We start from the raw sequence: 23,017 nt of genomic DNA on the forward strand, positions 1-23,017 counted from the left end.
GGAGGCAGGATTTGAACCTGCGACCTTCGGGTTATGAGTATTATATGTTACAATTATAGAAAATCCTTATATTATATGTGGTAAAAATATGTGGAAAAAGATTCTTTTATATTTTTATATATTGTTTCCTTTCTATGTTTTTTATTCTTATTCTACTTCTAATCATTCATTTAAATCATTTCAAAAAAAAGAATGTGAAGTCATTGATGGTTCAAAGATTTGTATTGCACATTATAATAATGAAGCATTTTATTATTTATTGGATACTAATCAAAATGTCAGATTTATCGCTGATAAGTTAGTACGTCCTTATTGCATTGGGAAAAATAATTATCATGATTGTCTAATAGATCGAACTTTTTATTTTTTAACTTTGCAAAAATATAAGCCTTATGATGATAAAAAAACGATGACAGAGTTATTGGTTCAAGATGGTTTAGATTGTGGAGATCGTGTTAATCTTATGTCATCTATTTTACATTATTTAAAAATAGATGATTATTATTATATTTTACTTCCTCATCATATGGCTATATTGGTACGATATAAAGATATCCATCGGTTTAAAGATTATATTGGAGCATATATTAAGGGTAAGAAATACATCTTTATTGAGACTACGTCTAAAAAGCCAATAATTAAAAAAGATCCTTTTAGTTATCAATATTTATTAGGTGATGGTTTAGTAGGTTCTTTTTCTCGAAATGATGTTAAGTTCTTGTTTAATCCTGTTAGAAAAGAATATGCAGATCCGAATGAAATAAGGTGGGGATATTAAAATTATGGTACAAATATATCTATCTTTTTACAAAAATTGTTTAATGCGTAAATAGTAATAAAGTATTTTTGTTTTTTATTTACTTCAGATTCTAATTTATCAGTTATATTTTTTAATGTACCTATAATTTTCCCGTTTTCCTTTCTGATTGTTACATGGCAATGCATTCCGTGACCACCTGAAATAGAAATAAATCCATTCTTTTTAGGTGTAGCGATTATTTTAATTTCTTTGTATTTGTAGATATTGTCATATGTTTTAAAAGTATTACTGAGATGTTCGGTAATTATTTTATCTCCTGCGGTAAGTAATAGAGGAAATATTAAAAATATTATATATCTCATTTTCTATCCTATTTTCTTTCTTAACGCTCTTGCTTTTATTTCATGATAGTAAAGTTCTAATTCTTCTTGTGTTAGATCTTCTAAGTATTTACATAATTCTTTTTTTATATCTGTTTTTTTATTGTTTCCATTTTCTGTAATATGGAATGAATTTATAATAAAGTCATATAGTTCCGGTCTTGTTTTTTTCCATTGATAAAGTGTAGATATTCCTATTTTTAGTTTTTCTGCTATTTTTTCATAATCTGTTTTCATAAAATTAAGCTTCCTTTAATATTCTGTAATGTAGAATATTTTTATGTAATAAAGAACAGGAGTTCCCATGACTCTTAACACAGATCACACATTAAACGATCTTTTTAACCTTTACCTTGAGTTGTATTCTTCATCTCGTGCTCCTCATACTATAACTACTAAAAAAAGTATGTGGAAAAACTACGTAAAAAACGATATCGGGGCTAAAAAATGTGCGTCCCTCTCTTTCATAGATTATCAGAAATTTTTTAACAAACTTCTTAAAAAACTTGCTCCAAAAACTGTAAAAAATATAAAACATGATGTTCAAGCAGTTGTAAATATTGCTGTTCGACTTGGAATAATGCAAGAAAATCCTCTGAAATACGTAGAACTTCCACAATTCGATAATAAAGTTTATTTCAATTATCCTCCCGAAGTTATGCAAAAAATTTTTCAATGCATAATTGATCATGATGAAATTATTTACAGAAATATTTTTATCTTTCTCGCTCATGGCAGAAGATTAAACGAAGCGTTATCGCTTCAATGGAGACATGTTGATTTACCGGGACAGCTTTACGTAATTCCCGCACGAATCAATAAAGCAAAAAAAGATATGCAATATCAAATGACTAATCTTTTACGATCCGTTTTTCTTTTTCAAAGAGATCTTGCAATCAAATTTGATTACCTCGAAATGAACTCTTACGTTTTTTTCAATCCTAATACAATGGATCGATACAAAGATATTAGAAAAGCATGGAAAAGATTTCTTTCAAAATATGATCTACCAAAGATCCGATTACATGATATTCGTCATTTAGTAGGTACTTACTCAATAAATGTACTAAATCTTCCAATTGAAAAAGTAAGTTATGCACTTGGTCATACAAATATAACCACTACTCAACGATATGTTACACAACGTCCAAAAAGTGCAAAAGAAGTTGTTGATTCAATTATTTCATCTTTAAAGGAGTTCCAATGAAAATTGATATCAGTATTCCAGATTTAATTGAATTAAAGAGTATTGTCCAATTGTCTTTGTTACGTGATGTAGAAAATTTTAAAAAGTTTAAAGAATTTGGTGTTGATGTAGATTTTTTAAAAAAATCGATGAATGAAAAAGTAAGACTTATTGATCTTCTTGAAAATGCATTAAAAAAAAAAGAATTAAGGTGTAATGAGATCTCTTTAATTGAGAGTTTTTTTATTTGGAAATTAAAGGAGTATATCTAATTGATCTTGACCTGAGTAAGTCATAAAACTGCTCCGGAGTAGGTAGAAAGGGAACTCCGCCTACTCCGTCGCTTAAGAGAGTTCCCAAAAAAAAATCATTAAAGGAGTTCAAAATGACACTATTCTACATTGGAGAGATCGTGAGCCATGATGTACTTGAGCGAACAGATAAAACGACAGGTGTGGTTAATCACTATGTAACCGTAAACGTAATGATGAAAATGGTAACTAAAGATGGTAAGCCTAAAGTTTTTGCAGATGATATTACGCTTCCTATTCAATACAAAAATATCATCGAACAAAGTGTAGGAAAATATATCGTCATTCCTTATAACTACATTCAAACAAAAGATAAATCCTATCTTTTCGTTGATGAAAAATATCAGCCCGTTATCTTGGATCATAATCCGCTCTTTGAGCAAAAAACGACTAAAAAAGCCGCATAGGTTCATAGAGTCCTCTTTTCGAGGGCTCTAATGAGTCTATGGCCATGACTCTAAAAAATCATTAAAGGGGGAGAGAATGAAAAAGGTTCTCGCTGGTTTATCTGCTTTGACACTTGGTGCTATCAGTTCTTTTGCGGCTATTACGCCTCCAACTCCGGATTATACAGACTTTGAAGCAGTTGTAGGTGTTGTTCTCGGTGTCAGTTTAGTTGTCATGCTTGCTAAACGAGCAAAAGGTTTCTTCAGATAAGAATAAGAGGGGGTTATCCCTCTCTTATGAAAGGTTCATGATGAAAGAGATTTTTATTGCTTTAGTTCTATCTTCTTCTCTGTGTCTACCTTTGCATGCCGAATATCTTATGCAATATGGATCAAGTGAATATTGTATCGATTCGTATTCCATAAGAGATTCAGATCGTTATATCGATGTAGTTCTTTCTTCTAACGGAAAATCTTATACCCTTGACATAGATCAAGATCAGATTCACCCTGGATATGAATATAACGCTACTTCCGGAACGTGCAATAAAAAAGAAGTTTTACAGAAATTAGGGCTCGATTACTATCAATATAACTTCCTTTTTGCTCTCTTGGGTCTTTTGATTGGAGTTAGTTTCTTGAATGCAATTATAGGAGTACGTAATGGCTGATGTTTTAACGGTTGAGGCTTTTAACTATTTTCTTACGGTTAGTTTGATCATGATCGTTCCTATTTTCATTTTAGTAGAAATGGTTCGTTTTTTTAAATAAAAAGGAATTTTAAAATGAAAAAACTACTCGAATTGCTTTTTACGATCGAATCAAGGCGGGGCGGGTGTGAATTAGCGAAGCGGTTTCGCTTTGCGAAAAATTCACGCCCGGAGCATAGCGTCCCGCTATTCACTCTCATTTTTTTAATTTTTTCTTCTTATTCATATGCGGAATATAAATGGATTAAGATCGATGGTAGTCTAGATCGTTATTCTCATGTTTATACCGAGATTTCAAGTTATGTTTGTTATGAACCTTTAGATCCTCCTACAACGTTTAAAAGTGTTGTTAGCACAAAAACTCCAGAGGGAGCAAAAGCTGCTTTAAATCATTATTATGAGTATCAAGGTGATGTATATTATGCAGTTGATGTACGTTTAGATTATGATTCAAATAAATTTGGTATTTGGGGAGTTCAGCAAGGTCGAATATATGATGATGCAGCTTGTGATGATATACCAAAACCGTCTATAAGTCATTGTCCCTCTTTAATGAAAGAACAAAAAGTCGATAACTCAATTTTTCCTGGTCTTAATTACCGCTGTGTAGCAGATGATAATACCACAAAAGAACAATGTGAAGCGAATGGCGGGTATTGGATAGATCCGATTTATGGTGAAGTACAATATAGTTTATTTTCTGATCCTGCCAATGTTCCTTATGATAGCTATCTTTTTTCTAATTTCGGTTCCGGTTGTGTTGATCTGAATTTTGTTAATTCAGATGCTATGAGTAGTAATTTTTCTTTGATTACTTCCGGTTTACTTGTAAGTACTCCTGTTAAGGCTCTAGCTGGTTTCTTCGATAAGGTTTTTGCAGGTGGCAAGAAACTTTATCAATGGGTACTCGAGAAAATGGGATTTAATTCGAATATTTCAAAATTTGAAGATCCTAAAGTGTTTATACAAGAACCTGAAATTATTGATGTAGAGGTAGTTAACAATGAAGCAGTACCTCAAATCGGTTGGAATGATCCGGGTAATCCTAATTTAATCGATGATGTTCCCGTTCCTTATCCACCAAAAACTCCCGATGTACCAACCGGATTTTATGATAATCTTCCAAATCCTGATTTTGTTGATGAGTTTAAGCCATCATTCATTAATGCTAAACATATTTTAGATGAAAAAACAGATATTCCAACTTCACCCGATATAGAAGTAGGAGGTACTGCTACACAAACTATTACTTTAAATGATTCTCTTTTGAGAAATAAACCTATACAAGAGAATTTAGTTATTACAAAAACGAAAACTCAAAATTTTTCGTCTTATGTTGAACATGAATATAAAGCAAGTATTCCCGATAGAGATTTAAATTTTAAGATTGTTGAGAGAATATATAATGATGGTGCGAAGGTTAAGCAAATAACTGTTACTACTCCTACAAAACCGGGATTTGAATTTCAACGTACTTATCAAGTTCAGACTAATTCCGACGGTTCTACTTCATCATCATATATTTCAGAATCTCAAATAACAGACGGTAATAATGTTATATCCAATTCTACTGGATCATCTGAAAGTAATTCAGAATTTAATTTAGATCCTTTGGTTGGATATTTACGATCTATTGATACTACTTCTAAAGAGTTAGCACAATCAAGTAAGAATATTGAGCAGAAGTTAGATGATCTTATCAATTATCGTCCACCAAATGCAAACGAATTTTCTGTTACTTTAGATCATTTTAATGCTTCGCTTTTAGATTTTTCTACTCTTGTTGATAACCTTTTAGATTATATCAATCAAATGTTAGATAATTTACAAAATATTCAAGAACAAATGGAACAAGCTAAAGATTATTTTAATAATAAACCTAATTCTTCATTACCTTCTGGATCATGTGGATTTAGTGCTACTTTCTATCATCATACTTACGTAGTTGATCCGTGTAAATTTGTTGCTCCTTATCGTCCATTACTTACTCTATTTTTTACTCTTTTCTTTTCATTTGAGGTTCTTTTGTTTGCTATTAAGTATCTATTTTCTACAAATCCGGGTGGGGGTAGATAATGCAGTTTATACTAGGCGTTATTGTATCTTTTTTTGTTGGCATTCTTAAATGGCTTGCTAAAAAGCTAACTATTTCAAAAGGTGTTTTTGCTCTTCAAATAGCTGTTGCAGGTGCATATTATGTTTTTCTATTTTCTGCTGTTACTTTTATAGTTAATTTTCTTTTTGAAATTTGGGATCTTGTCCATCAAGTAATGGATCAGTTAAATAATATGTCTGTATCTGGATCTGCTTATGGAATTTCATTAGAAACTATATTATTGAACGCTTGGGGATTTATGCAGTCTGCGGGTATTACTGAAGCTCTTTCAATAAGTTTTGATTTATTTATGGGGTTATTATCTGCTTATTTTACTGTAAAGGCATATCAACTTTTTATTATGTTATCTCGTGAGATCTATGTAATTATTACCGACTCTCTCAAATTATTAACTCAATGAGGTAAGTTATGATTTATTTAATCATTGGTGTTCCGGGTGCTGGTAAAACTTATTTTGCTGTAAATACCATTAAAAACATTTGTGAGGATAAAAAAGATAATAAGTGTAAATATAAACACGTATTTACAAATATTAACGGTTTACAATATGATAAATTAAATCAGATCGCAAAATCGCAAGATTTTGCACAACCTTTTGATTTCGAAGATCTCAAACTCCATATAGTTCAAGAATATAATTATCATGAACAGTACAAAAAAAATCTTATCCATTGTGAAGATTATGATGAGTTTGTCAAATCTCAAGGAGTATTTCAAAAATATATTGGATCTTGTATATTTATTGATGAGTGTCATTTATATTTTGAATCTAAAGCAACTCCTGAATTAGTACGTTTTCTTTCATATCATCGCCATTTTGATATTGATCTTTATCTTATTACGCAAAATAAAAACCTCATAGATAAAAAGTATCTTGTTTTTGTTGAAAAAATGTATAAGGGCTTACCTTCTTCAAAAAGATTCTTTTCTAATGTATTTCGTTATGAGGTATATGCAAGTTATCAAGAGTATAAATCAAATAGAATAGAGATTATTTCATTAAAAGCTAAAAAAGAAATATTTGATCTTTATAATTCCGGATCTGTTCAAAAAGGTAAATCTGTATTACATAAATTTTTATTACCGATCTTACTTTTATCTGTTTTGTCTTATTTTGTTTTTGATTATTTTGTACAAAAAGATACAGTAGTTAATAATGATCCAGTTAATCAAGAATTACCTGTTAAATCTGATAATGAAATAAAATCACCAATAAAAACTGATGATAAAGAACGTTCTTTGTTTTCTATTTCTTGCATTGATTACGATTGTTCTTTTAAAGATACGAATAGTTACTTTTCTCTCGATTCTATATTAAAGCTTTTTGAAAAATTTAACTGCAAAGAATTCTTAACAGATTATGGAGTACCGCCAAAACGTACGTATATAGTTGAATGTGATTCAAAAATGCAAAATTTAATAGATCTTCTTATTACTAAACAGGAGTTCCCAAATGAAACGGATAATAATCGTCCTTTATTGCCTAATCTTAACGGTAAGTTCTAACGCTTATGATATTAAACAGTTGAGTTTTGTAGATTTTATTCAGTTGTTATCGCATCAAACTGGGAGGAATATAGTGCTATCCGATGAAATAGATAAAAACTTTCATATTTTCTTACCTACTAACTCTATAAATAAAAAAACGTCCACCAAAGTTTTATTTGATATTCTCAAAATTAATGGACTCTCTTATAAAAACTCCGGTTCAGTAATGCTCATATATAAAACACCGCAAATGAAACCAATACAAACCAAGCCAAAAAAGTATCTGTACATAATCAAATATAAATATTTGTCCTCTGAAGATATTAAATCTCTTCTATCTACTTTTTCCGATATTCAATTCAATATCTTTAACAATAGGATAGTATTCAGATCTTCTAAATCGGATTACAAAAAAATCAAACAGATGATACAAACCCTTGACAATTCCTATCAACAAAAGCAAGTACATTTTATCGTTGTATCTACACAAAACTCAAAATTAAGCAAGATTGGAGCAAATTATCAGATACAAAAAGAATTTCCAGACGCAAAAGCATATATTAGTTTACTTACTTCTTCAATCTCTTTTAATTCAAATGTTCCAAATATTTATGAGTTTTATTCTTTTATTAATCTTCTCAATAATAAAGGTTATTCAACAATCGTTACTAACCCGACTATTAACCTTATAGATCAGCATGATTACGTTATCGAATCTACTACTACTTTACCTTTTCTTGTTACTACTACTACAACCAAAGACGCTCAAAACGTTACTCAAACATCATACGATTACAAGGACGTTGGGTTAAAGCTGTATATAAAAAACGTGGACATTATAGATGATAAGATTTCTTTTGATCTCGATATTAACGTGCAATCAATTTTAGAAAAATCCGTTACTCCTATTGTTACTAACAAACACCTCCAAACTCATGTAACCCTGGAAAATAATCAAAGCATTATGATCGGCGGTATTAACTCTAATGAAAGCTATGAAACTATTCAAACGATCCCTTTTATTGAAAATATTCCTATTTTAAATGACTTAACAAAGTTTCGATCTAATCAGAATAAAAACGTAACGTTCTCTATTTTAATATCTGTTAATTAGCGTAGCCCTGCCGTGTCGCTACATAGGGGGAGGGGGCGTAGGCGTGCGGGCGAAGCCTTGCCAAGGGCTCCCGCTTTTCGAAGGCGTGCTAAACGCACGCCGAAGAAAAGAAGGGAAGCAAGGCTATCCAGATCTCGCCCGCACTGTGCCGAAGCCAAATTAAAAGTAACACACGGCGGGGCGAAGCGAAAAAGCGTCTCCGACTGTGCGGGCTTGCCCGCACGGGAGGAGATGCCTCTTGACTATCTGTTAAAAAGTTGTTCGCCAACTTTTTAACAGTTTTAAAAACCACCGTAAAAAGGGGAAATAATGGCATATGGTATAACACGAGATAAAAGAGCATTAGCTAAAGAAAAAATCAAAAATACAAAAAATTTTTTATCTAATGCTCTTATTCTAATTAATGATGAGAAAATCCCTCTTATAGAAGTTGTACAAAATTCTTTTATTAATACGTATCGATATATTGCAGAAATTAATCATCGTGTAGCTTCAATTAAAGAGTATGCGGAAAGTAGGGGGCTTTATCCTGTGTTTATTACTTTGACTCTACCATCTCAATTTCACCCAAAACGTCGAATAAAGTTAAAAACCGGTCAATATCGATATGTTCGTAATGATAATTATTTGACAGAAATTAATGGTAAGGAAAATAATCCACGATTAGCAAGTAAATATCTTTCAAAAATGTTTAGTAGAATTTTACGTCATAGATCCTATTATAAGATACCGAAAAAGGATCGCTTGTATTTTCGTGTAATAGAGCCTCATAAAACGGGAGTGCCTCATACTCATGCATTATTTTATATTCCAAAAGAAAATGTAAATGATTTTGTTCGGGCATTTAAAAATTTGTATAGTGATGTAGAACATAGTATAGAAACAGATATTAAAAACTCTACTGCTTATATGATGAAGTATGTATTAAAAACACTTGATGATCTTCGTCAAAATGAAGAAAAATTAACGGATCTTACGTATTGGTACGTGTATTGGGGAATATGTCGTATATATACTTCTAAAACATTTCCTTCTTTGGAGGTATATAGAAAATTAAAGGGCAAATTTTCTTTATTGGAGCTTCACGAATTAAAGAATAAAGGCTTATTGCATGTATATATCGATAATAAGACAGATAAATTATGTCATATTACTGTTGATGTAATTGATGATGATGGGAATGTTTTTGAAGATGTTCCTATTTGGTATAAAAAGAGTTTTGTAAAAGTACAAATAGGTAATAAAAGATACGAGAAAGTACCTAATAAATGGATTCCGCAAGAAAAAGAGGAGATTATACCTATTGATACACCGATGGGTAGAATGTATTACAAAGGAAATAAAGTAATCAAACCCAAACCTATTCCTAAAAGAATGAATGATTTTGAGCTTATTTCTTATTATAGTTCCCTTGATCCTGATGATCTTCATTTTAGTTATGCAAAATTTGCAGTTGTACATAATGAAATGGTAGATCGAGGATTGATTGAAGATGATGTTATACCTTTGCAATATGCGATTGATCTAGATAACGATATAGATTTTGATGAAATAGTAGAAGAAATTCCATTTTAGGAGATGTTATGACTAAAAAAGAACTGATTGTTTTAATTCAAGAATTGGATCTTGATCCTAAAGTTGAAAAAGAGATTATAAAAATCGCAAAACTTCCTAAATCTCTTAATGTTGATTATTATCGTGTATTGAGTATGTTTTTAGAAGCAAAAGCTATTAACGATGTTCAATATAAAAAAATGATTGATTATTTTATAAGATATTTTAATGGAGAGATTTTTTAAATTGGTTGCGGAGGCAGGATTTGAACCTGCGACCTTCGGGTTATGAGCCCGACGAGCTACCAGGCTGCTCTACTCCGCGACAGAAGTGGCTGGGGTGGGAGGATTCGAACCCCCGAATGGCGGGACCAAAACCCGCTGCCTTACCGCTTGGCGACACCCCAATAAATTCAGGCGAAATTATAATATGTTGGTTTGCAAATGTCAAGAGCTGTAGATATAATAACGAAACTGTCTCATTGTGTTCAATAAGTGCATAAATTTTTTGCTAAATTTTTAATAATAAGGAGTAGTAATGCATTCTGTACAAACCTCTAACGCGCCACAGGCAATTGGTCCATATTCTCAAGCAATGATTGTTGATGGTATGGTCTACACTTCGGGTCAGATCGCGCTTTTGCCAGATGGTAGTGATGAGCTTTTATCAAAAGATGTTGCTACGCAAGCAAAACAGGTTTTGCAAAATCTCAAAAATGTTTTGGAAGCGGCTGGTTCTGGAATGGATAAAGTGATAAAAACCACAATATTTTTAGCCGATATGAATGATTTTGCAACAGTTAATACAGTTTATGAAGAGGCATTTGGCAATCATAAACCGGCACGCAGTACAGTGGCAGTCAAGACACTGCCAAAAAATGCACTGGTCGAGATAGATGCTATAGCAAAAGTTTAAACAAAATTTAAACTCCTCTTTGATATCATTCGCAACTAAAAATCGGCAAAGGATTGGCGAAGATGTATGCGATCATCAAAAATGGCGGAAAGCAGTATAAGGTCAAAGAAGGCGATGTAATCTGCTTTGATAAAATGGGGTTAGAGCCTAAAACAAAAGTTGAATTTAAAGAAGTTCTTGCAGTGGATAACGGAGAACTTAAAGTTGGTACTCCTTTTGTTGAGGGTGCAGTGGTAGAAGGCGAAGTGATTAATGAAGGTAGAGGCAAGAAAGTTATCATCTTCAAAAAAAGAAGAAGAAAAGACTCTAAAGTCAAAAGAGGTTTCAGAAGAGACTTTACGAGAGTAAAAATTACTGCTATCAACGCATAACAAGGAGAAGAAATGGCACACAAGAAGGGTCAGGGTAGTACTCAGAATAACCGTGATAGTGCGGGTCGTAGATTAGGCGTAAAAAAATTTGGTGGTGAATTTGTTCGAGCTGGGAACATTATCATCCGACAAAGAGGAACAAAAGTTCACCCAGGAAATAACGTAGGTCTTGGAAAAGATCATACAATCTTCGCACTGATTGACGGTGTTGTAAAATTTGAACGATACGGAAAAGATCGTCAAAAAGTTTCTGTGTATCCAGTAGAATAATTTTGGGCACCCGCCCAAAATTGTCTCAATTTTATACTTCTGCAGTCTCTTCAAGCATTCGATGTCCGACGTCACAAAGGAAAATAGATGTTTATCGACAATGTGGAGCTCACAGTCCATTCGGGAAAAGGTGGACAAGGCGCTGTTAGTTTTCGAAGAGAAAAGTTTGTTCCCAAAGGTGGTCCCGACGGTGGAGATGGCGGTGATGGGGGCAATGTCTATTTTCTTGTAGATAAAAATACCCATACGCTTTCCCATTTTAAAGGTAAAAAAGTTCTCAAAGCGCAAAACGGACGGCCCGGAGAAGGGCGAAGAAAGCATGGCAAAAAAGGAGAGGACCTTATTCTCATAGTACCTCCTGGAACCCAGGTATATGATACCCAGAGTGGAGAGCTCATTTTTGATCTTATAGAAGATGGACAAAAGGTTCTTTTTTTACAGGGTGGCAAAGGGGGCAAAGGAAACTGGCACTTCAAAAGTGCTTCCAATCAACGACCAACCTATGCGCAACCAGGACTTCCGGGAAAAGTGGTCCAGATACGGCTTGAACTCAAACTGATAGCCGATGTGGGACTTGTGGGTTTCCCAAATGTAGGAAAATCCACTCTGATCTCAACCATTTCCAATGCAAAACCGGAAGTTGCCAACTACGAATTTACTACACTCACGCCAAAACTTGGTGTTGTGAGGGTCAGTGAGTTTGAGAGCTTCGTAATGGCAGATATTCCGGGCATCATTGGCGGTGCGAGTGAAGGCAAAGGCCTGGGACTGCAGTTTCTTAAACATATTGAAAGAACAAAAACGCTTTTATACATGATCGATATGTCAAGTTACAGAGATCCTGTGACACAATTTAAGACTTTACAAAAAGAGTTGAAAAATTTCAGTGAAGAGCTTTTTAAAAGAAGTTTTGCCATAGCATTGACGAAGATCGATGCATTGCAAGAAGATGAAGCAAAAGAGAAGATAGAAAAATTTATGAATGATCTGCATTTGCATGCAGGCGGAGAGAATAGATATGGATTGGATGAGCGCTATCCCTACTTTATACAAGATATTTTTGAGTATGAACGAGCCAAACCGTTTTTTGTAATTCCTATCTCGGCAGTGGCGCAGATAAATATCGATGCACTGAAATATGCACTTTATGATTTGGTAAAGAAGGAACGCAGTGAAGCGAATAGTGATTAAGGTCGGCAGCGCCGTTTTAACGGAACAAAACAGGCTTGCAAAAGAGCGGATGGCAAATCTGGTAAAGTTTTTGAGTCAACTGCATGAAAAATATGAAGTGATCTTGGTGAGTTCCGGTGCAGTGGCGGCCGGATACACTCTTTTGAAACTGGACAAATCAAACGTTGCCAATAAACAGGCTCTTGCGGCGATCGGTCAGCCTCTTTTGATGCGAAGCTATCAGAAAAAGTTTGAAAAATTCGGTATCCATGTTGCTCAGGTGCTTTTGAGCGCAGACGATTTTGACAGCAGAAAGCGAACGGCTCATGCGAAAAATGCTATCGCAACTCTTTTGAAAAACAGAGTGATTCCTATCATCAATGAAAACGATGTGACAGCAACCGAAGAGCTCGTGTTTGGTGACAATGACCAGCTTTCGGCCCATGTGGCATACTATTTTGATGCGAATCTTTTAGTAATTCTCAGCGATATCAATGGATTGTATGACAAAGATCCCAAAAGAAGTGACGATGCAAAACTTTTAAAAGAGGTGGACTCCATACCTGAAGAGCTTCTTCAGCAGCAGTGCAATCCAAACTACTCCTTTGCAACGGGCGGGATTGTCACGAAACTCAAAGCGGCTCAGTTTTTGATGGAACGAGGTGTTCCGATGTATCTTGCCAGCGGATTTGACCTTGATGATGCAACACGCTTTTTGCTCCAAGGCGAGCATAAAGGCGGGACTCTTTTTGTACCCAGACAATGCGAAGCTATTTGATCAAAGAGGGTGTTGGACTCCGGTTTCGCTCTTCAGTTGAAGATTTTTTTGTAGCAGAGATCCCTTTGCAGTGGAAAGGCAAAGGGGGACATCTTGTTTTGAAAATAGAGAAAAAGGGGCTCTCTACCTGGGACTTAATCACAGTTTTCAAAAGAGAATTTGGTGATGTGAAAATCGGGTATGCAGGTCTCAAAGACAAACATGCCACCACGATCCAATATATTTCCTTGCATAAAAATTTGTATAAGCTGCTCAAACGTTTCAAACATCCCGCTATCAAAATCATTGCAACAACTCTGCATAACAAGCCCATCAGTATGGGCGATTTGCTTGGCAATAGATTTGTCATGCGAGTTCATGATGTTGTGGATTTTCAAAAACTGCAAGATCTTGCTCATTGGACTGCAATACACGGGATGCCGAACTATTTTGGACATCAGCGTTTTGGAAGAGATGGTTTGCAAAAAGCGAAAGCTTTTGTAGAAGGAGACTATTTTACCAAAGATAAAAAGATGCAAAAATTCTTGCTTTTTATCTATCAAAGTGATCTTTTCAACAGATGGCTCGATGAGAGGGTGCGAAAAAGTAGCGGCTATTTTAAATTGTTGAGGGGAGAAGTCTACAGAAAAGGAGAGAAGCTTTTTGTATCGGATACAATTTTACAAGAGCCCTTTTTAAAAAAAGAGATCGTTCCTACAGGGCTTTTGCCAGGCAGCAAAGTGATCCGTTCAAAAGGCGAAGCGAAGAAAATAGAGACAAAATATGATGCACTGCTGCCTCTTCAAGGTGAACGGCGCGATGCAATAGTCTATCCCAAAATTTCGGATATCAAGAAAGAGGGAGATGGTGCTTGGCTGGAATTTACACTCCCAAAAGGAAGTTATGCTACCATTTTTCTCGAAAATCTTGCGAAGAAGCCGATGAGCCATAAAGGATTTATATGAGAATAGTTTTTATGGGAACCCCAGATTATGCAACCACCATTTTGGACGGTCTGCTTGAAAAGTTTGAAGTAGTTGGTGTGTTTACGCAGCCAGACAAACCGGTTGGCAGGAAACAGGTTGTAACACCGCCGCATGTAAAAAAGTTTTTGATTGAGAAAAATATAGATATCCCGATTTTTCAGCCAATATCACTCAAAAGGAAAGAGGTGTATGAGCAGCTTCGTACCCTTGCACCAGATTTTATCGTGGTGGCTGCCTATGGGCAGATTTTGCCAAAAGAGATTTTGCAAATGGCTCCCTGTATCAACCTGCACGCATCGCTCCTGCCGAAATATCGTGGCGCAAGCCCTATCCAGCATGCACTGCTCAATGGCGACACTGTCACGGGTGTTACGGCAATGCTGATGGATGAGGGGCTTGATACAGGCGATATTTTGGCTTATGATGTGATCAATATCCAAAACTGTGACAATGCGATTACCCTTTTTGAAAAGCTGAGTCATCTTGCAAAGGAGTTGACGCCAAAAGTTCTGCAATCATTTGAAAGCATCGCTCCTATAGCACAACATGATGTGGATGCAAGTTACTGCAAAAAGATTCGAAAACAAGATGGTCTGATACGATTTGATGATGCCAAGGTGATTTGGAATAAGTATAGAGCTTTTCTTGTTTGGCCAGGTATCTTTTTGGAAAATGGATTGAAACTTATAGAGATTGTATTGGTTGAGACGCAGCATCCCCATGAAGAGGGCAAAATTTTAGAAATTTCAGATGCAGGTGTTGTAGTGGGTTGCAAGAGAGGATCGATTTGTATCAAGAGTGTCCAGCCACCATCAAAAAAAGCGATGAAAGCAGTGGCATATCTACGAGGAAAAAGGCTTAATATTGGAGATACATTTTTTTGAAAAGATTGATTCGACACAAAAAGCGTTACTGGAAGATCTGAAAAATCGAAAAGTCTTTCCACCAATTGCCTATTTTACGACATTGCAAACCCAGGGTGTCGGAAGCAGAGGGAATGAGTGGATCGGTGAAGAAGGGAACTTTTTCCTCTCTTTTGCTTTGGAATCTTCCCAGCTACCCAAAGATCTGCCGCTGCAGTCGATTGCCATCTATTTCATGTATCAGCTCAAAATGGTTTTGGAGCAAAAAGGATCACATACATGGCTCAAATGGCCAAATGATCTCTATCTTGAAAAGAAGAAGTGCGGGGGGTGTATAACAAACAAGGTGGGTGATATAATCGTTTGCGGGATTGGAATCAATACAAAAAAGGCACCAGAAGGCTTTGCCATTTTGGATATTGAAATCGAAGAGACCTCCTTTTTGCGAGACTATTTTGCACTGATTGAGCAAAAAATTTCATGGAAGCAAATTTTTAGCAAATATAAGTTAGAATTTCATAAAAGCAAATCCTACAGGACACATATTGAAGACAAAGAGATTCTGCTTGAAAATGCCGAACTTGCAGAGGATGGGGCGTTGATAATAAACGGAGAAAGGGTGTATTCGTATCGATGAAAGAGATTATAGCTATAGCAAATCAAAAAGGCGGCGTAGGGAAAACGACTACGGCAGTCAATCTTTCTGCTTCTTTGGCCAAAGAAGGGAAAAATGTTCTTTTGATCGATGCGGATCCCCAGGCGAATGCAACAACGAGCCTTGGCTATAGCAGAAACGATTATGAATTCAATATTTATCATGTTATGATCGGCACGAAAAAACTTTCCCAGATCATCTTGGATACCGATGTGGACAATCTTTTTTTAGCCCCTTCCAATATAGGTTTGGTAGGTATAGAAAAAGAATTCTACAACAGCGGTAACAAGCGTGAATTGATGCTCAAAGAAGCGATCTCCGAAATAATTTCGGAGTATGATTATGTCATCATCGATTCTCCTCCTGCTCTTGGACCTATGACGATAAACGCTTTAAGTGCAGCTCACTCGGTGATTATTCCCATCCAGTGCGAATTTTTTGCCCTTGAGGGCCTTGCGCAGCTTTTGAATACTATCCGCCTCATTCGAAAAACGATCAATCCAGGATTGAAGATCAAAGGTTTTCTTCCGACGATGTACAGCAGACAAAACAATCTTTCCAAACAGGTGCTTGCGGATCTGACCCATCACTTCAACGACAAGCTTTTCAAAGACAAGGAAAATGCAGCATATATAGTCATTCCAAGAAATGTCAAACTTGCCGAGAGTCCGAGTTTTGGAAAGCCTGTTATCGAATATGACAAGAACTCCACTGGTTCAATTGCCTACAAAACATTGGCAAAAATCATTTTGGAAAATGCCCATGAGTAAAAAGAAGAGCCTCGGAAAAGGGCTAGGTTCCATTTTGGGTGAGGTTGCTGAAGCTTATGAGAAAGAACTTCCCCGAAATGAAGAGGTTGTGGAGATCGAAATTGATCAAATCCGAAAAAACCCGTATCAGCCAAGACGATATTTTGATGAAAAAGCGTTACATGAACTTGCCGAATCGATCCAATCCCATGGACTGCTGCAGCCTATTGTGGTTATAGAGGATATCGATGGTTTTATGCTCATAGCAGGAGAGCGGAGACTTCGAGCAAGCAAACTTGCAGGTCTTAAAACGATCAAAGCGATCGTTGCCAAAATCGATAAAAACAAATATCGTGAATTTGCACTTATCGAAAATATCCAAAGAGAGAATCTCACGCCACTTGAGCTCGCTCAAAGTTACAAAGAACTCATCGAAGAGTATGGCATAACCCATGAAGAACTTGCCAATATCGTCAAAAAAAGTAGAACACATATTACCAATACTCTCAGACTTTTGCATCTGAGTGACTATGCACAAAAAGCACTTGGAGAAGGAAAGATATCTTTCGGGCATGCAAAAGTGATCGTGGGCCTTGATAAAAAAGAGCAAAAGATAATGGTCGATTCCATCATAGGTCAAAAGCTGAGTGTGCGAGATGTTGAAAAGTATATACAAAACAGAAAAAAAAGTGTTTCAAAAGGTACCAAAACGAGAAAAAATGAAATAAACTTGGATGGTCTTAAAACGAGACTTACTGAGCTTGGCTTTACTGCTAAAATCAAAAAAGATGGCGTATTGATTACATTTGGAAACGATGAAGAAGTGAAACGTTTTACCGATTTGTTGCAATGAGTCATTTTGCTTTAAACTTTTTATATAGATACGTATGATAAAATCCGAACAAAATTAAAAAGGGAGTGCGATGTTAGATATCAGTTTTGGATTGATTGTCCTGACCGCTGTGGTCTTTTTCGTGCTTGTTTTCCTCCTCAACTCCTGGCTCTATCGACCTTTGATGGAGTATATGCAAGAGCGTGAGCGAAGTATTCAGGAAGATTTGGAAAAAGCGAAAGAGAATGAATCCGGTTCACAACACATATTGGCTGAAGCGCAAGCGATAGTAGCTGAAGCAAAAGCGCAAGCGAACAGTATGAAAAGTGAAGCAGTCGCGAAGATAAAGGATGAAATGGCTCAGCTTATTGCGCAAAAAAGAGCGGAGCTTGAAGAGAAGCAGGCTGCATTGTTGCAAGAGTTGGCAGAAGAAGAAAAAAGTATTAAGAGTGCTTTGATTTCTCAAATGCCACTTTTCAAAGAGGCTTTGAAAGCCAAATTCAATAAACTGTAAGAAGGAGAGGGTGTGAAGCATAAACTTCTGACGTTTCTACTGCTTGGCTCTGTTTCATTGTTCGCCAATGAAGCAGCTGCAAGTGGTGGAACGGATATCATTCCAAGAACCGTTAACTTCTTGATCTTTGCAGCTATTTTATACTATCTGGCTGCAGAACCTATCAAGCGTTTTTTCCAAGATAGGAAAGAGGGCATCGCAAAAAGACTCGAAGAGGTTGAAGCGAAGCTGAAAGAAGCAAAAGAGGAGAAAGCCCAGGCTGAAGCAGAGTTGCAGAAAGCAAAAGAGTTGGCTCAAGAGATTGTCGAGACGGCAAAACAGGAGATTGAGATCTTAACAAAAGAGATCAAAGAGCAGGCGAAACAAGAGATTGAGCTCCTTGAAAAGAGTTTTGAAGAGAGTATGGAACTTGAAAGAAGAAAGCGAGTTCGGGCTATAACGAAAGAGGTTCTTGAAGAGCTTTTTGAAGAGAAAGCGCTTGAACTTGAAAAAGAGAAATTTGTCAATCTTATCGTGAAGAAGGTGGCCTGATGGAAGAGTTGATTGCCAAACGGTATGCAAAAGCGTTGATGGAGAGTTGCAGTAAAAAGGAGCTTCAGGCAATAGAAAATGCTCTTTCGGCAATAGCGGCACTGTTTAGTGACTGGAAGGTCAAAGAGTTTATCATTTCACCTGAAGTGGAGAAATCGGCAAAAGAGGAGATACTTCTCGTTCCTTTTCAAAATGCAGGGAAAAAGTTTGAAAATTTGATCAAACTGTTAGCTGAAAAAGATCGACTCGAAATTATTCCTGCCCTTGCCAATGAACTGAAAATCCAAAGAGCGTTGAATGAGAGAAAGTTTGATGGAGTAGTCTATTCAGAATTCAAACTCTCAGACAGCGAATTGAAAAAGATTGCTGAGGCACTTTCAAAAAAAGTGGATGGTGAAGTCATTCTTCATCAAGGCAAAGAGCCGTATGACGGGATAAAGGTAGAAGTCAATACAGTGGGAATCGAAATCGAATTTTCCAAAAGTAAAATTAAAAAACAGCTTATTGAAAATATTTTGAAAGCAATATAGAAAGGAGAAACTGTGGCACAAAAACTACAAGCAGATGAGATCAGCTCTATCATAAAAGAGAGGATAGAAGATTTCGAACTGAAAATCGATGTAGAGGAAACAGGGAAAGTTATCTCTTTCGGTGATGGAGTTGCAAAAGTATTCGGCCTAAACAACGTCATGGCCGGAGAGATGCTTGAATTTGAAAATGGCGATAAAGGTATGGCGCTCAACCTGGAAGAGACAAATGTAGGTGTGGTTGTCCTCGGACGAGGTGAAGGTATTCGTGAAGGAAGCAGTGTAAAACGACTCGGACAGCTTTTGAAAGCTCCGGTTGGCGAAGCGCTTGTGGGTCGTGTTATCAACGCTATCGGTGAGCCGATTGATGGAAAAGGTCCAATTGAAGCGACCGAATACCGATATGTGGAAGAGAAAGCGCCTGGTATTATGGCGAGAAAATCTGTTCATGAGCCACTTCAAACCGGTATCAAAGCGATCGATGCTCTAGTTCCAATTGGTCGAGGTCAGCGGGAGCTTATCATCGGGGACAGACAAACTGGTAAAACGACAGTAGCTATCGACACGATCATCAATCAAAAAGGTCAGGATGTCGTTTGTATCTATGTTGCAGTGGGACAAAAGCAGTCTACTGTTGCGCAGGTTGTGAAAAAACTCGAAGAACATGGCGCGATGGATTATACCATCGTAGTAAATGCAGGAGCAAGTGAGCCTGCAGCACTTCAATTCTTGGCTCCATATACCGGTGTGACAATCGGGGAATATTTCAGAGATAACGGTAAACACGCACTCATCGTTTATGATGATTTGAGTAAACACGCGGTTGCATACCGAGAAATGTCATTGATTCTTAGAAGACCTCCTGGACGGGAAGCATATCCTGGGGATGTATTTTATCTGCACTCAAGACTTCTTGAGCGAGCTGCAAAACTCAACGATAAGCTCGGTGCAGGAAGTTTGACAGCATTGCCTATCATTGAAACGCAGGCTGGAGACGTTTCTGCGTATATTCCAACAAACGTAATCTCCATTACAGATGGACAGATCTTTTTGGAATCTGATCTTTTCAACGCTGGTATCAGACCTGCGATCAATGTTGGTATCTCCGTATCACGAGTTGGTGGTGCAGCACAGATCAAAGCGATGAAACAAGTTGCAGGTACACTTCGACTAGACCTTGCACAGTACCGAGAGCTTGAAGCATTCGCTCAGTTCGCAAGTGATTTGGACGAGGCGAGTCGTCAGCAGCTAGAACGCGGTATGAGAATGGTAGAGATCCTTAAACAGCCTCCATACTCTCCGCTACCTGTTGAAAAACAGGTCGTTATCATCTATGCGGGAGCAAATGGATACCTTGATGACATTGAAGTAAGTGCAATCGGAAAATTTGAGTATGAACTCTATAGCTTTATTGAAGCAAAATATCCTCAGATTTTCGAGCTCATCCGAGAGAGAAAAGCACTCGATGATGAGATTAAGGGGCTACTCAATAAAGCGATTGAAGAGTTCAAGGCAAGCTTTAGTGCCGAATAAGGATAAAAAATGGCAAATTTAAAAGATATCAAGCGAAAGATCGGGAGTGTCAAAAATACCCAGAAGACTACCCGAGCTATGAAGCTTGTTTCCACTGCGAAACTTCGCAGAACGGAAGAGCTTGCAAAAAGAACAAAATATTTTGAAGATGCGATCAACGCAACTTTGCGTCAAATTGCATCTTCAATAAAAAAATACAAAGTCGGCGGAATCAAGGGCCGATATTTTGAAGAGCCTGAAGCAGATGGTGTCGTAGATATCATCTTCATTACTGCCGATAAAGGTTTATGTGGCGGTTTCAATTACCAAACGATCAAAACTGTGCGATCGCTGCTTGAAGAGTACCAGTCAAAAGGCGCAAAAGTTAGACTTCGAGCGGTTGGCAAAAAAGGAATCGAGTTTTTTAATTTTCAAGGATATGAACTCAGTGACTCCGTTGTCGGGCTTAGTTCATCACCAAATTATGAAGATGCGAAGAACTATATCTTGAAATCTGTGGAAGATTTCCTTGAAGGAAAGACGGATAAGGTTATCTTGATCCATAACGGGTACAAAAATATGATTACCCAGGAGATGAAAGCGATTCAACTTTTGCCGATCGATATCAGTAAATATACCCAAGAAGTAGATGGATCTATGCTTGAAATGGAACCGGATGAGAGTGAAAAAGTTCTTGAATCGCTTCTTAATAAATATATAGAATTTAACATGTATTATGCTTTGATCGATTCATTGGCTGCAGAACACAGTGCGCGAATGCAAGCTATGGATGCGGCAACGAACAACGCAAAAGAGATGGTACGATCACTTACCATTTCATACAATAAAGCACGACAAGAATCTATCACCACTGAACTTATCGAGATTATCAGTGGTATGGAAGCTATGAAATAACAAAGGAGAAAGGTAATGGCGAATAAAATAGGTAAAATTATCCAGGTCATGGGTCCCGTCGTCGATGTGGATTTCGAAGATTATCTTCCTGCCATCAACGAAGCATTGGAGATGGAGTTGAAAGTTGAAGATAAAAAAATAAGACTCGTTTTGGAAGTTGCAGCCCATTTGGGAGACAACAGAGTTCGAACAATCGCAATGGATATGACAGATGGTCTTGTTCGAGGCATGGAAGTACAAGCAACAGGTGCTCCTATTAAAGTTCCTGTTGGTGAAGAGGTACTTGGACGTATCTTCAACGTAATTGGTGACACCATCGATGAAGGCGAGCCTCTTCAAGCAAAAACATACTGGTCAATCCACAGAAGCGCACCTCCTTTTGAAGAGCAAAGTACTAAAGAGGAGATTTTTGAAACAGGGATCAAAGTTGTCGACCTTCTTGCACCATACAAAAAAGGTGGAAAAACAGGTCTTTTCGGTGGTGCAGGTGTTGGTAAGACAGTTATCATCATGGAGCTCATCCACAATGTTGCATATAAACACTCCGGATACTCTGTATTTGCTGGCGTTGGTGAGCGAACGCGGGAAGGGAACGATCTGTACTATGAAATGAAAGAGTCCAACGTTTTGGACAAAGTTGCACTGTGCTATGGTCAGATGAACGAGCCTCCAGGTGCAAGAAACAGAATCGCACTTACTGGTCTTACAATGGCTGAGTATTTCCGAGATGAAATGGGACTCGATGTATTGATGTTCATTGATAATATTTTCCGATACGCTCAGGCAGGTGCTGAAATGTCCGCACTTCTTGGACGAATTCCATCTGCGGTTGGTTATCAACCTACCCTTGCAAGTGAAATGGGACGACTTCAAGAGCGGATTACATCGACAAAAAAAGGTTCTATCACATCTATTCAGGCAGTCTATGTACCAGCAGATGACTTGACAGACCCTGCTCCAGCATCTGTGTTTGCACACCTTGATGCGACAACAGTTTTGAATAGACGAATTGCGGAAAAAGGTATCTATCCAGCGGTGGATCCACTTGATAGTACATCACGAATGCTTGATCCGAACATCGTTGGCGAAGAGCATTACAAAGTTGCTCGAGGTGTTCAGGCAGTGCTACAAAAATATAAAGATTTGCAAGACATTATCGCAATTCTTGGTATGGATGAACTTTCTGAAGAGGATAAACTCACAGTTGAGCGAGCTCGAAAAATTGAAAGATTCTTGTCTCAGCCATTCTTCGTTGCTGAAGTATTCACAGGTGCGCCTGGTAAATATGTAACATTACAAGAGACTATTGAAGGATTCAAAGGATTGCTTGAAGGAAAATATGACGACATTCCTGAGGCAGCATTCTATATGGTAGGAAATATTGACGAGGCTCTTGAAAAAGCAGAAAAACTTAAAGCGAAATAACGAAGCAAGGCTTCGATAAA

At 36.7% G+C, this 23,017-nt stretch carries 30 protein-coding genes and 2 tRNA genes; 28 read left to right on the plus strand and 4 right to left on the minus strand.

What is annotated here, in order from left to right; all coding sequences use genetic code 11:
* Positions 1-88: 88 nt before the first annotated feature.
* Positions 89-778 carry a hypothetical protein gene (locus JG735_RS03935; RefSeq protein ID WP_201335528.1) on the plus strand — a complete coding sequence of 230 codons (690 nt, stop codon included), beginning with the start codon at positions 89-91 and terminating at the stop codon, positions 776-778.
* A 2-nt stretch (positions 779-780) separates the two neighbouring features.
* On the opposite strand, the gene JG735_RS03940 is transcribed toward JG735_RS03935, so the two are convergent.
* Together JG735_RS03940 and JG735_RS03945 are read right to left on the minus strand one after the other, a co-directional pair.
* Positions 781-1,122, minus strand: coding sequence for a hypothetical protein (locus JG735_RS03940; RefSeq protein WP_201335529.1), 342 nt, complete (start codon positions 1,120-1,122; stop codon positions 781-783).
* A 3-nt stretch (positions 1,123-1,125) separates the two neighbouring features.
* The gene (locus JG735_RS03945; protein WP_201335530.1) at positions 1,126-1,377 is read right to left on the minus strand and encodes a hypothetical protein; all 252 of its coding nucleotides are present in this window, start codon (positions 1,375-1,377) and stop codon (positions 1,126-1,128) included.
* A gap of 67 nt (positions 1,378-1,444) precedes the next feature.
* Between JG735_RS03945 and JG735_RS03950 the strand changes: the two genes are divergently transcribed.
* From JG735_RS03950 to JG735_RS04000, 11 genes are all read left to right on the plus strand, one after another.
* Positions 1,445-2,347, plus strand: a complete 903-nt coding sequence (locus tag JG735_RS03950) for a site-specific integrase (RefSeq protein ID WP_201335531.1) — start codon at positions 1,445-1,447, stop codon at positions 2,345-2,347.
* On the plus strand, positions 2,344-2,598 hold the full coding sequence (locus tag JG735_RS03955; RefSeq protein WP_201335532.1) for a hypothetical protein: 255 nt from the start codon (positions 2,344-2,346) through the stop codon (positions 2,596-2,598). The genes JG735_RS03950 and JG735_RS03955 overlap by 4 nt, the downstream gene beginning before the upstream one ends.
* A 113-nt stretch (positions 2,599-2,711) precedes the next feature.
* Complete coding sequence (locus JG735_RS03960; protein WP_201335533.1) at positions 2,712-3,044, plus strand: hypothetical protein; 333 nt, start codon at positions 2,712-2,714, stop codon at positions 3,042-3,044.
* Between the two features lie 76 nt (positions 3,045-3,120).
* The gene (locus JG735_RS03965; RefSeq protein WP_201335534.1) at positions 3,121-3,294 is read left to right on the plus strand and encodes a hypothetical protein; all 174 of its coding nucleotides are present in this window, start codon (positions 3,121-3,123) and stop codon (positions 3,292-3,294) included.
* A 40-nt stretch (positions 3,295-3,334) separates the two neighbouring features.
* Positions 3,335-3,694: a hypothetical protein gene (locus JG735_RS03970; protein ID WP_201335535.1), complete on the plus strand. Its 360-nt coding sequence runs from the start codon at positions 3,335-3,337 to the stop codon at positions 3,692-3,694.
* A 114-nt stretch (positions 3,695-3,808) separates the two neighbouring features.
* On the plus strand, positions 3,809-5,809 hold the full coding sequence (locus JG735_RS03975) for a hypothetical protein (protein ID WP_201335536.1): 2,001 nt from the start codon (positions 3,809-3,811) through the stop codon (positions 5,807-5,809).
* Entirely contained in the window at positions 5,809-6,249 is a 441-nt protein-coding gene (locus JG735_RS03980) for a hypothetical protein (protein WP_201335537.1), read from the plus strand. Before JG735_RS03975 ends, JG735_RS03980 begins: the two co-directional genes overlap by 1 nt.
* 8 nt (positions 6,250-6,257) lie before the next feature.
* Entirely contained in the window at positions 6,258-7,355 is a 1,098-nt protein-coding gene (locus JG735_RS03985; protein ID WP_201335538.1) for a zonular occludens toxin domain-containing protein, read from the plus strand.
* Positions 7,303-8,451 carry a type II secretion system protein GspD gene (locus JG735_RS03990; protein ID WP_201335539.1) on the plus strand — a complete coding sequence of 383 codons (1,149 nt, stop codon included), beginning with the start codon at positions 7,303-7,305 and terminating at the stop codon, positions 8,449-8,451. The genes JG735_RS03985 and JG735_RS03990 overlap by 53 nt, the downstream gene beginning before the upstream one ends.
* 309 nt (positions 8,452-8,760) lie before the next feature.
* Positions 8,761-10,026, plus strand: coding sequence for a replication endonuclease (locus tag JG735_RS03995; protein WP_201335540.1), 1,266 nt, complete (start codon positions 8,761-8,763; stop codon positions 10,024-10,026).
* Between the two features lie 8 nt (positions 10,027-10,034).
* Positions 10,035-10,250, plus strand: a complete 216-nt coding sequence (locus tag JG735_RS04000; RefSeq protein ID WP_201335541.1) for a hypothetical protein — start codon at positions 10,035-10,037, stop codon at positions 10,248-10,250.
* 2 nt (positions 10,251-10,252) lie between these two features.
* Here JG735_RS04000 and JG735_RS04005 read toward each other — a convergent pair.
* Both JG735_RS04005 and JG735_RS04010 read right to left on the minus strand, forming a co-directional pair.
* Positions 10,253-10,329 (minus strand) — tRNA-Met (locus JG735_RS04005).
* Between the two features lie 7 nt (positions 10,330-10,336).
* Positions 10,337-10,411 (minus strand) — tRNA-Gln (locus JG735_RS04010).
* Between the two features lie 131 nt (positions 10,412-10,542).
* Here JG735_RS04010 and JG735_RS04015 point away from each other — a divergent pair.
* The 16 genes from JG735_RS04015 (at position 10,543) to atpD (ending at position 22,997) form a co-directional block, all read left to right on the plus strand.
* A complete protein-coding gene (locus JG735_RS04015; RefSeq protein WP_201335542.1) occupies positions 10,543-10,920 on the plus strand; it encodes a RidA family protein in 378 nt (125 codons plus the stop codon).
* A 62-nt stretch (positions 10,921-10,982) separates the two neighbouring features.
* Positions 10,983-11,291, plus strand: coding sequence for a 50S ribosomal protein L21 (gene rplU, locus JG735_RS04020; protein ID WP_201335543.1), 309 nt, complete (start codon positions 10,983-10,985; stop codon positions 11,289-11,291).
* A 12-nt stretch (positions 11,292-11,303) separates the two neighbouring features.
* Positions 11,304-11,561, plus strand: coding sequence for a 50S ribosomal protein L27 (rpmA, locus tag JG735_RS04025; protein ID WP_012082605.1), 258 nt, complete (start codon positions 11,304-11,306; stop codon positions 11,559-11,561).
* An 87-nt stretch (positions 11,562-11,648) separates the two neighbouring features.
* The gene (gene obgE / locus JG735_RS04030) at positions 11,649-12,752 is read left to right on the plus strand and encodes a GTPase ObgE (protein ID WP_201335544.1); all 1,104 of its coding nucleotides are present in this window, start codon (positions 11,649-11,651) and stop codon (positions 12,750-12,752) included.
* On the plus strand, positions 12,733-13,509 hold the full coding sequence (gene proB, locus JG735_RS04035; protein WP_236583908.1) for a glutamate 5-kinase: 777 nt from the start codon (positions 12,733-12,735) through the stop codon (positions 13,507-13,509). Before obgE ends, proB begins: the two co-directional genes overlap by 20 nt.
* Positions 13,494-14,453 (plus strand): tRNA pseudouridine(13) synthase TruD, encoded by a 960-nt coding sequence (locus JG735_RS04040; protein ID WP_201335545.1) that lies wholly within the window; start codon positions 13,494-13,496, stop codon positions 14,451-14,453. The genes proB and JG735_RS04040 overlap by 16 nt, the downstream gene beginning before the upstream one ends.
* Complete coding sequence (gene fmt, locus JG735_RS04045) at positions 14,450-15,358, plus strand: methionyl-tRNA formyltransferase (RefSeq protein WP_201335546.1); 909 nt, start codon at positions 14,450-14,452, stop codon at positions 15,356-15,358. Before JG735_RS04040 ends, fmt begins: the two co-directional genes overlap by 4 nt.
* The gene (locus tag JG735_RS04050; RefSeq protein ID WP_201335547.1) at positions 15,339-15,974 is read left to right on the plus strand and encodes a biotin--[acetyl-CoA-carboxylase] ligase; all 636 of its coding nucleotides are present in this window, start codon (positions 15,339-15,341) and stop codon (positions 15,972-15,974) included. Before fmt ends, JG735_RS04050 begins: the two co-directional genes overlap by 20 nt.
* Entirely contained in the window at positions 15,971-16,762 is a 792-nt protein-coding gene (locus JG735_RS04055; protein ID WP_201335548.1) for a ParA family protein, read from the plus strand. Before JG735_RS04050 ends, JG735_RS04055 begins: the two co-directional genes overlap by 4 nt.
* Positions 16,749-17,594: a ParB/RepB/Spo0J family partition protein gene (locus tag JG735_RS04060; protein WP_201335549.1), complete on the plus strand. Its 846-nt coding sequence runs from the start codon at positions 16,749-16,751 to the stop codon at positions 17,592-17,594. Before JG735_RS04055 ends, JG735_RS04060 begins: the two co-directional genes overlap by 14 nt.
* Before the next feature lie 70 nt (positions 17,595-17,664).
* Entirely contained in the window at positions 17,665-18,087 is a 423-nt protein-coding gene (locus JG735_RS04065) for a hypothetical protein (RefSeq protein ID WP_201335550.1), read from the plus strand.
* Between the two features lie 12 nt (positions 18,088-18,099).
* Entirely contained in the window at positions 18,100-18,618 is a 519-nt protein-coding gene (locus JG735_RS04070) for a F0F1 ATP synthase subunit B (protein ID WP_201335551.1), read from the plus strand.
* Complete coding sequence (locus JG735_RS04075) at positions 18,618-19,148, plus strand: F0F1 ATP synthase subunit delta (protein ID WP_201335552.1); 531 nt, start codon at positions 18,618-18,620, stop codon at positions 19,146-19,148. Before JG735_RS04070 ends, JG735_RS04075 begins: the two co-directional genes overlap by 1 nt.
* A gap of 12 nt (positions 19,149-19,160) precedes the next feature.
* On the plus strand, positions 19,161-20,678 hold the full coding sequence (atpA, locus tag JG735_RS04080) for a F0F1 ATP synthase subunit alpha (protein WP_201335553.1): 1,518 nt from the start codon (positions 19,161-19,163) through the stop codon (positions 20,676-20,678).
* A gap of 9 nt (positions 20,679-20,687) precedes the next feature.
* Positions 20,688-21,572 (plus strand): ATP synthase F1 subunit gamma, encoded by an 885-nt coding sequence (gene atpG / locus JG735_RS04085; protein WP_201335554.1) that lies wholly within the window; start codon positions 20,688-20,690, stop codon positions 21,570-21,572.
* A 15-nt stretch (positions 21,573-21,587) separates the two neighbouring features.
* Positions 21,588-22,997 (plus strand): F0F1 ATP synthase subunit beta, encoded by a 1,410-nt coding sequence (atpD, locus tag JG735_RS04090; protein ID WP_201335555.1) that lies wholly within the window; start codon positions 21,588-21,590, stop codon positions 22,995-22,997.
* Positions 22,998-23,017 lie beyond the last annotated feature (20 nt).

Origin of the sequence: Nitratiruptor sp. YY08-10 (assembly GCF_016629565.1) — a bacterium.
Lineage (GTDB): Bacteria > Campylobacterota > Campylobacteria > Campylobacterales > Nitratiruptoraceae > Nitratiruptor.

What these genes read in the sequence shown, in the direction of transcription:
- JG735_RS03935 (WP_201335528.1), top strand. Translation starts at nt 89, where the DNA reads ATGTGGAAAAAGATTCTTTTATATTTTTATATATTGTTTCCTTTCTAT.
- JG735_RS03940 (WP_201335529.1), bottom strand. Translation starts at nt 1,122, where the DNA reads ATGAGATATATAATATTTTTAATATTTCCTCTATTACTTACCGCAGGA.
- JG735_RS03945 (WP_201335530.1), bottom strand. Translation starts at nt 1,377, where the DNA reads ATGAAAACAGATTATGAAAAAATAGCAGAAAAACTAAAAATAGGAATA.
- JG735_RS03950 (WP_201335531.1), top strand. Translation starts at nt 1,445, where the DNA reads ATGACTCTTAACACAGATCACACATTAAACGATCTTTTTAACCTTTAC.
- JG735_RS03955 (WP_201335532.1), top strand. Translation starts at nt 2,344, where the DNA reads ATGAAAATTGATATCAGTATTCCAGATTTAATTGAATTAAAGAGTATT.
- JG735_RS03960 (WP_201335533.1), top strand. Translation starts at nt 2,712, where the DNA reads ATGACACTATTCTACATTGGAGAGATCGTGAGCCATGATGTACTTGAG.
- JG735_RS03965 (WP_201335534.1), top strand. Translation starts at nt 3,121, where the DNA reads ATGAAAAAGGTTCTCGCTGGTTTATCTGCTTTGACACTTGGTGCTATC.
- JG735_RS03970 (WP_201335535.1), top strand. Translation starts at nt 3,335, where the DNA reads ATGAAAGAGATTTTTATTGCTTTAGTTCTATCTTCTTCTCTGTGTCTA.
- JG735_RS03975 (WP_201335536.1), top strand. Translation starts at nt 3,809, where the DNA reads ATGAAAAAACTACTCGAATTGCTTTTTACGATCGAATCAAGGCGGGGC.
- JG735_RS03980 (WP_201335537.1), top strand. Translation starts at nt 5,809, where the DNA reads ATGCAGTTTATACTAGGCGTTATTGTATCTTTTTTTGTTGGCATTCTT.
- JG735_RS03985 (WP_201335538.1), top strand. Translation starts at nt 6,258, where the DNA reads ATGATTTATTTAATCATTGGTGTTCCGGGTGCTGGTAAAACTTATTTT.
- JG735_RS03990 (WP_201335539.1), top strand. Translation starts at nt 7,303, where the DNA reads ATGAAACGGATAATAATCGTCCTTTATTGCCTAATCTTAACGGTAAGT.
- JG735_RS03995 (WP_201335540.1), top strand. Translation starts at nt 8,761, where the DNA reads ATGGCATATGGTATAACACGAGATAAAAGAGCATTAGCTAAAGAAAAA.
- JG735_RS04000 (WP_201335541.1), top strand. Translation starts at nt 10,035, where the DNA reads ATGACTAAAAAAGAACTGATTGTTTTAATTCAAGAATTGGATCTTGAT.
- JG735_RS04015 (WP_201335542.1), top strand. Translation starts at nt 10,543, where the DNA reads ATGCATTCTGTACAAACCTCTAACGCGCCACAGGCAATTGGTCCATAT.
- rplU (WP_201335543.1), top strand. Translation starts at nt 10,983, where the DNA reads ATGTATGCGATCATCAAAAATGGCGGAAAGCAGTATAAGGTCAAAGAA.
- rpmA (WP_012082605.1), top strand. Translation starts at nt 11,304, where the DNA reads ATGGCACACAAGAAGGGTCAGGGTAGTACTCAGAATAACCGTGATAGT.
- obgE (WP_201335544.1), top strand. Translation starts at nt 11,649, where the DNA reads ATGTTTATCGACAATGTGGAGCTCACAGTCCATTCGGGAAAAGGTGGA.
- JG735_RS04040 (WP_201335545.1), top strand. Translation starts at nt 13,494, where the DNA reads ATGCGAAGCTATTTGATCAAAGAGGGTGTTGGACTCCGGTTTCGCTCT.
- fmt (WP_201335546.1), top strand. Translation starts at nt 14,450, where the DNA reads ATGAGAATAGTTTTTATGGGAACCCCAGATTATGCAACCACCATTTTG.
- JG735_RS04055 (WP_201335548.1), top strand. Translation starts at nt 15,971, where the DNA reads ATGAAAGAGATTATAGCTATAGCAAATCAAAAAGGCGGCGTAGGGAAA.
- JG735_RS04060 (WP_201335549.1), top strand. Translation starts at nt 16,749, where the DNA reads ATGCCCATGAGTAAAAAGAAGAGCCTCGGAAAAGGGCTAGGTTCCATT.
- JG735_RS04065 (WP_201335550.1), top strand. Translation starts at nt 17,665, where the DNA reads ATGTTAGATATCAGTTTTGGATTGATTGTCCTGACCGCTGTGGTCTTT.
- JG735_RS04075 (WP_201335552.1), top strand. Translation starts at nt 18,618, where the DNA reads ATGGAAGAGTTGATTGCCAAACGGTATGCAAAAGCGTTGATGGAGAGT.
- atpG (WP_201335554.1), top strand. Translation starts at nt 20,688, where the DNA reads ATGGCAAATTTAAAAGATATCAAGCGAAAGATCGGGAGTGTCAAAAAT.
- atpD (WP_201335555.1), top strand. Translation starts at nt 21,588, where the DNA reads ATGGCGAATAAAATAGGTAAAATTATCCAGGTCATGGGTCCCGTCGTC.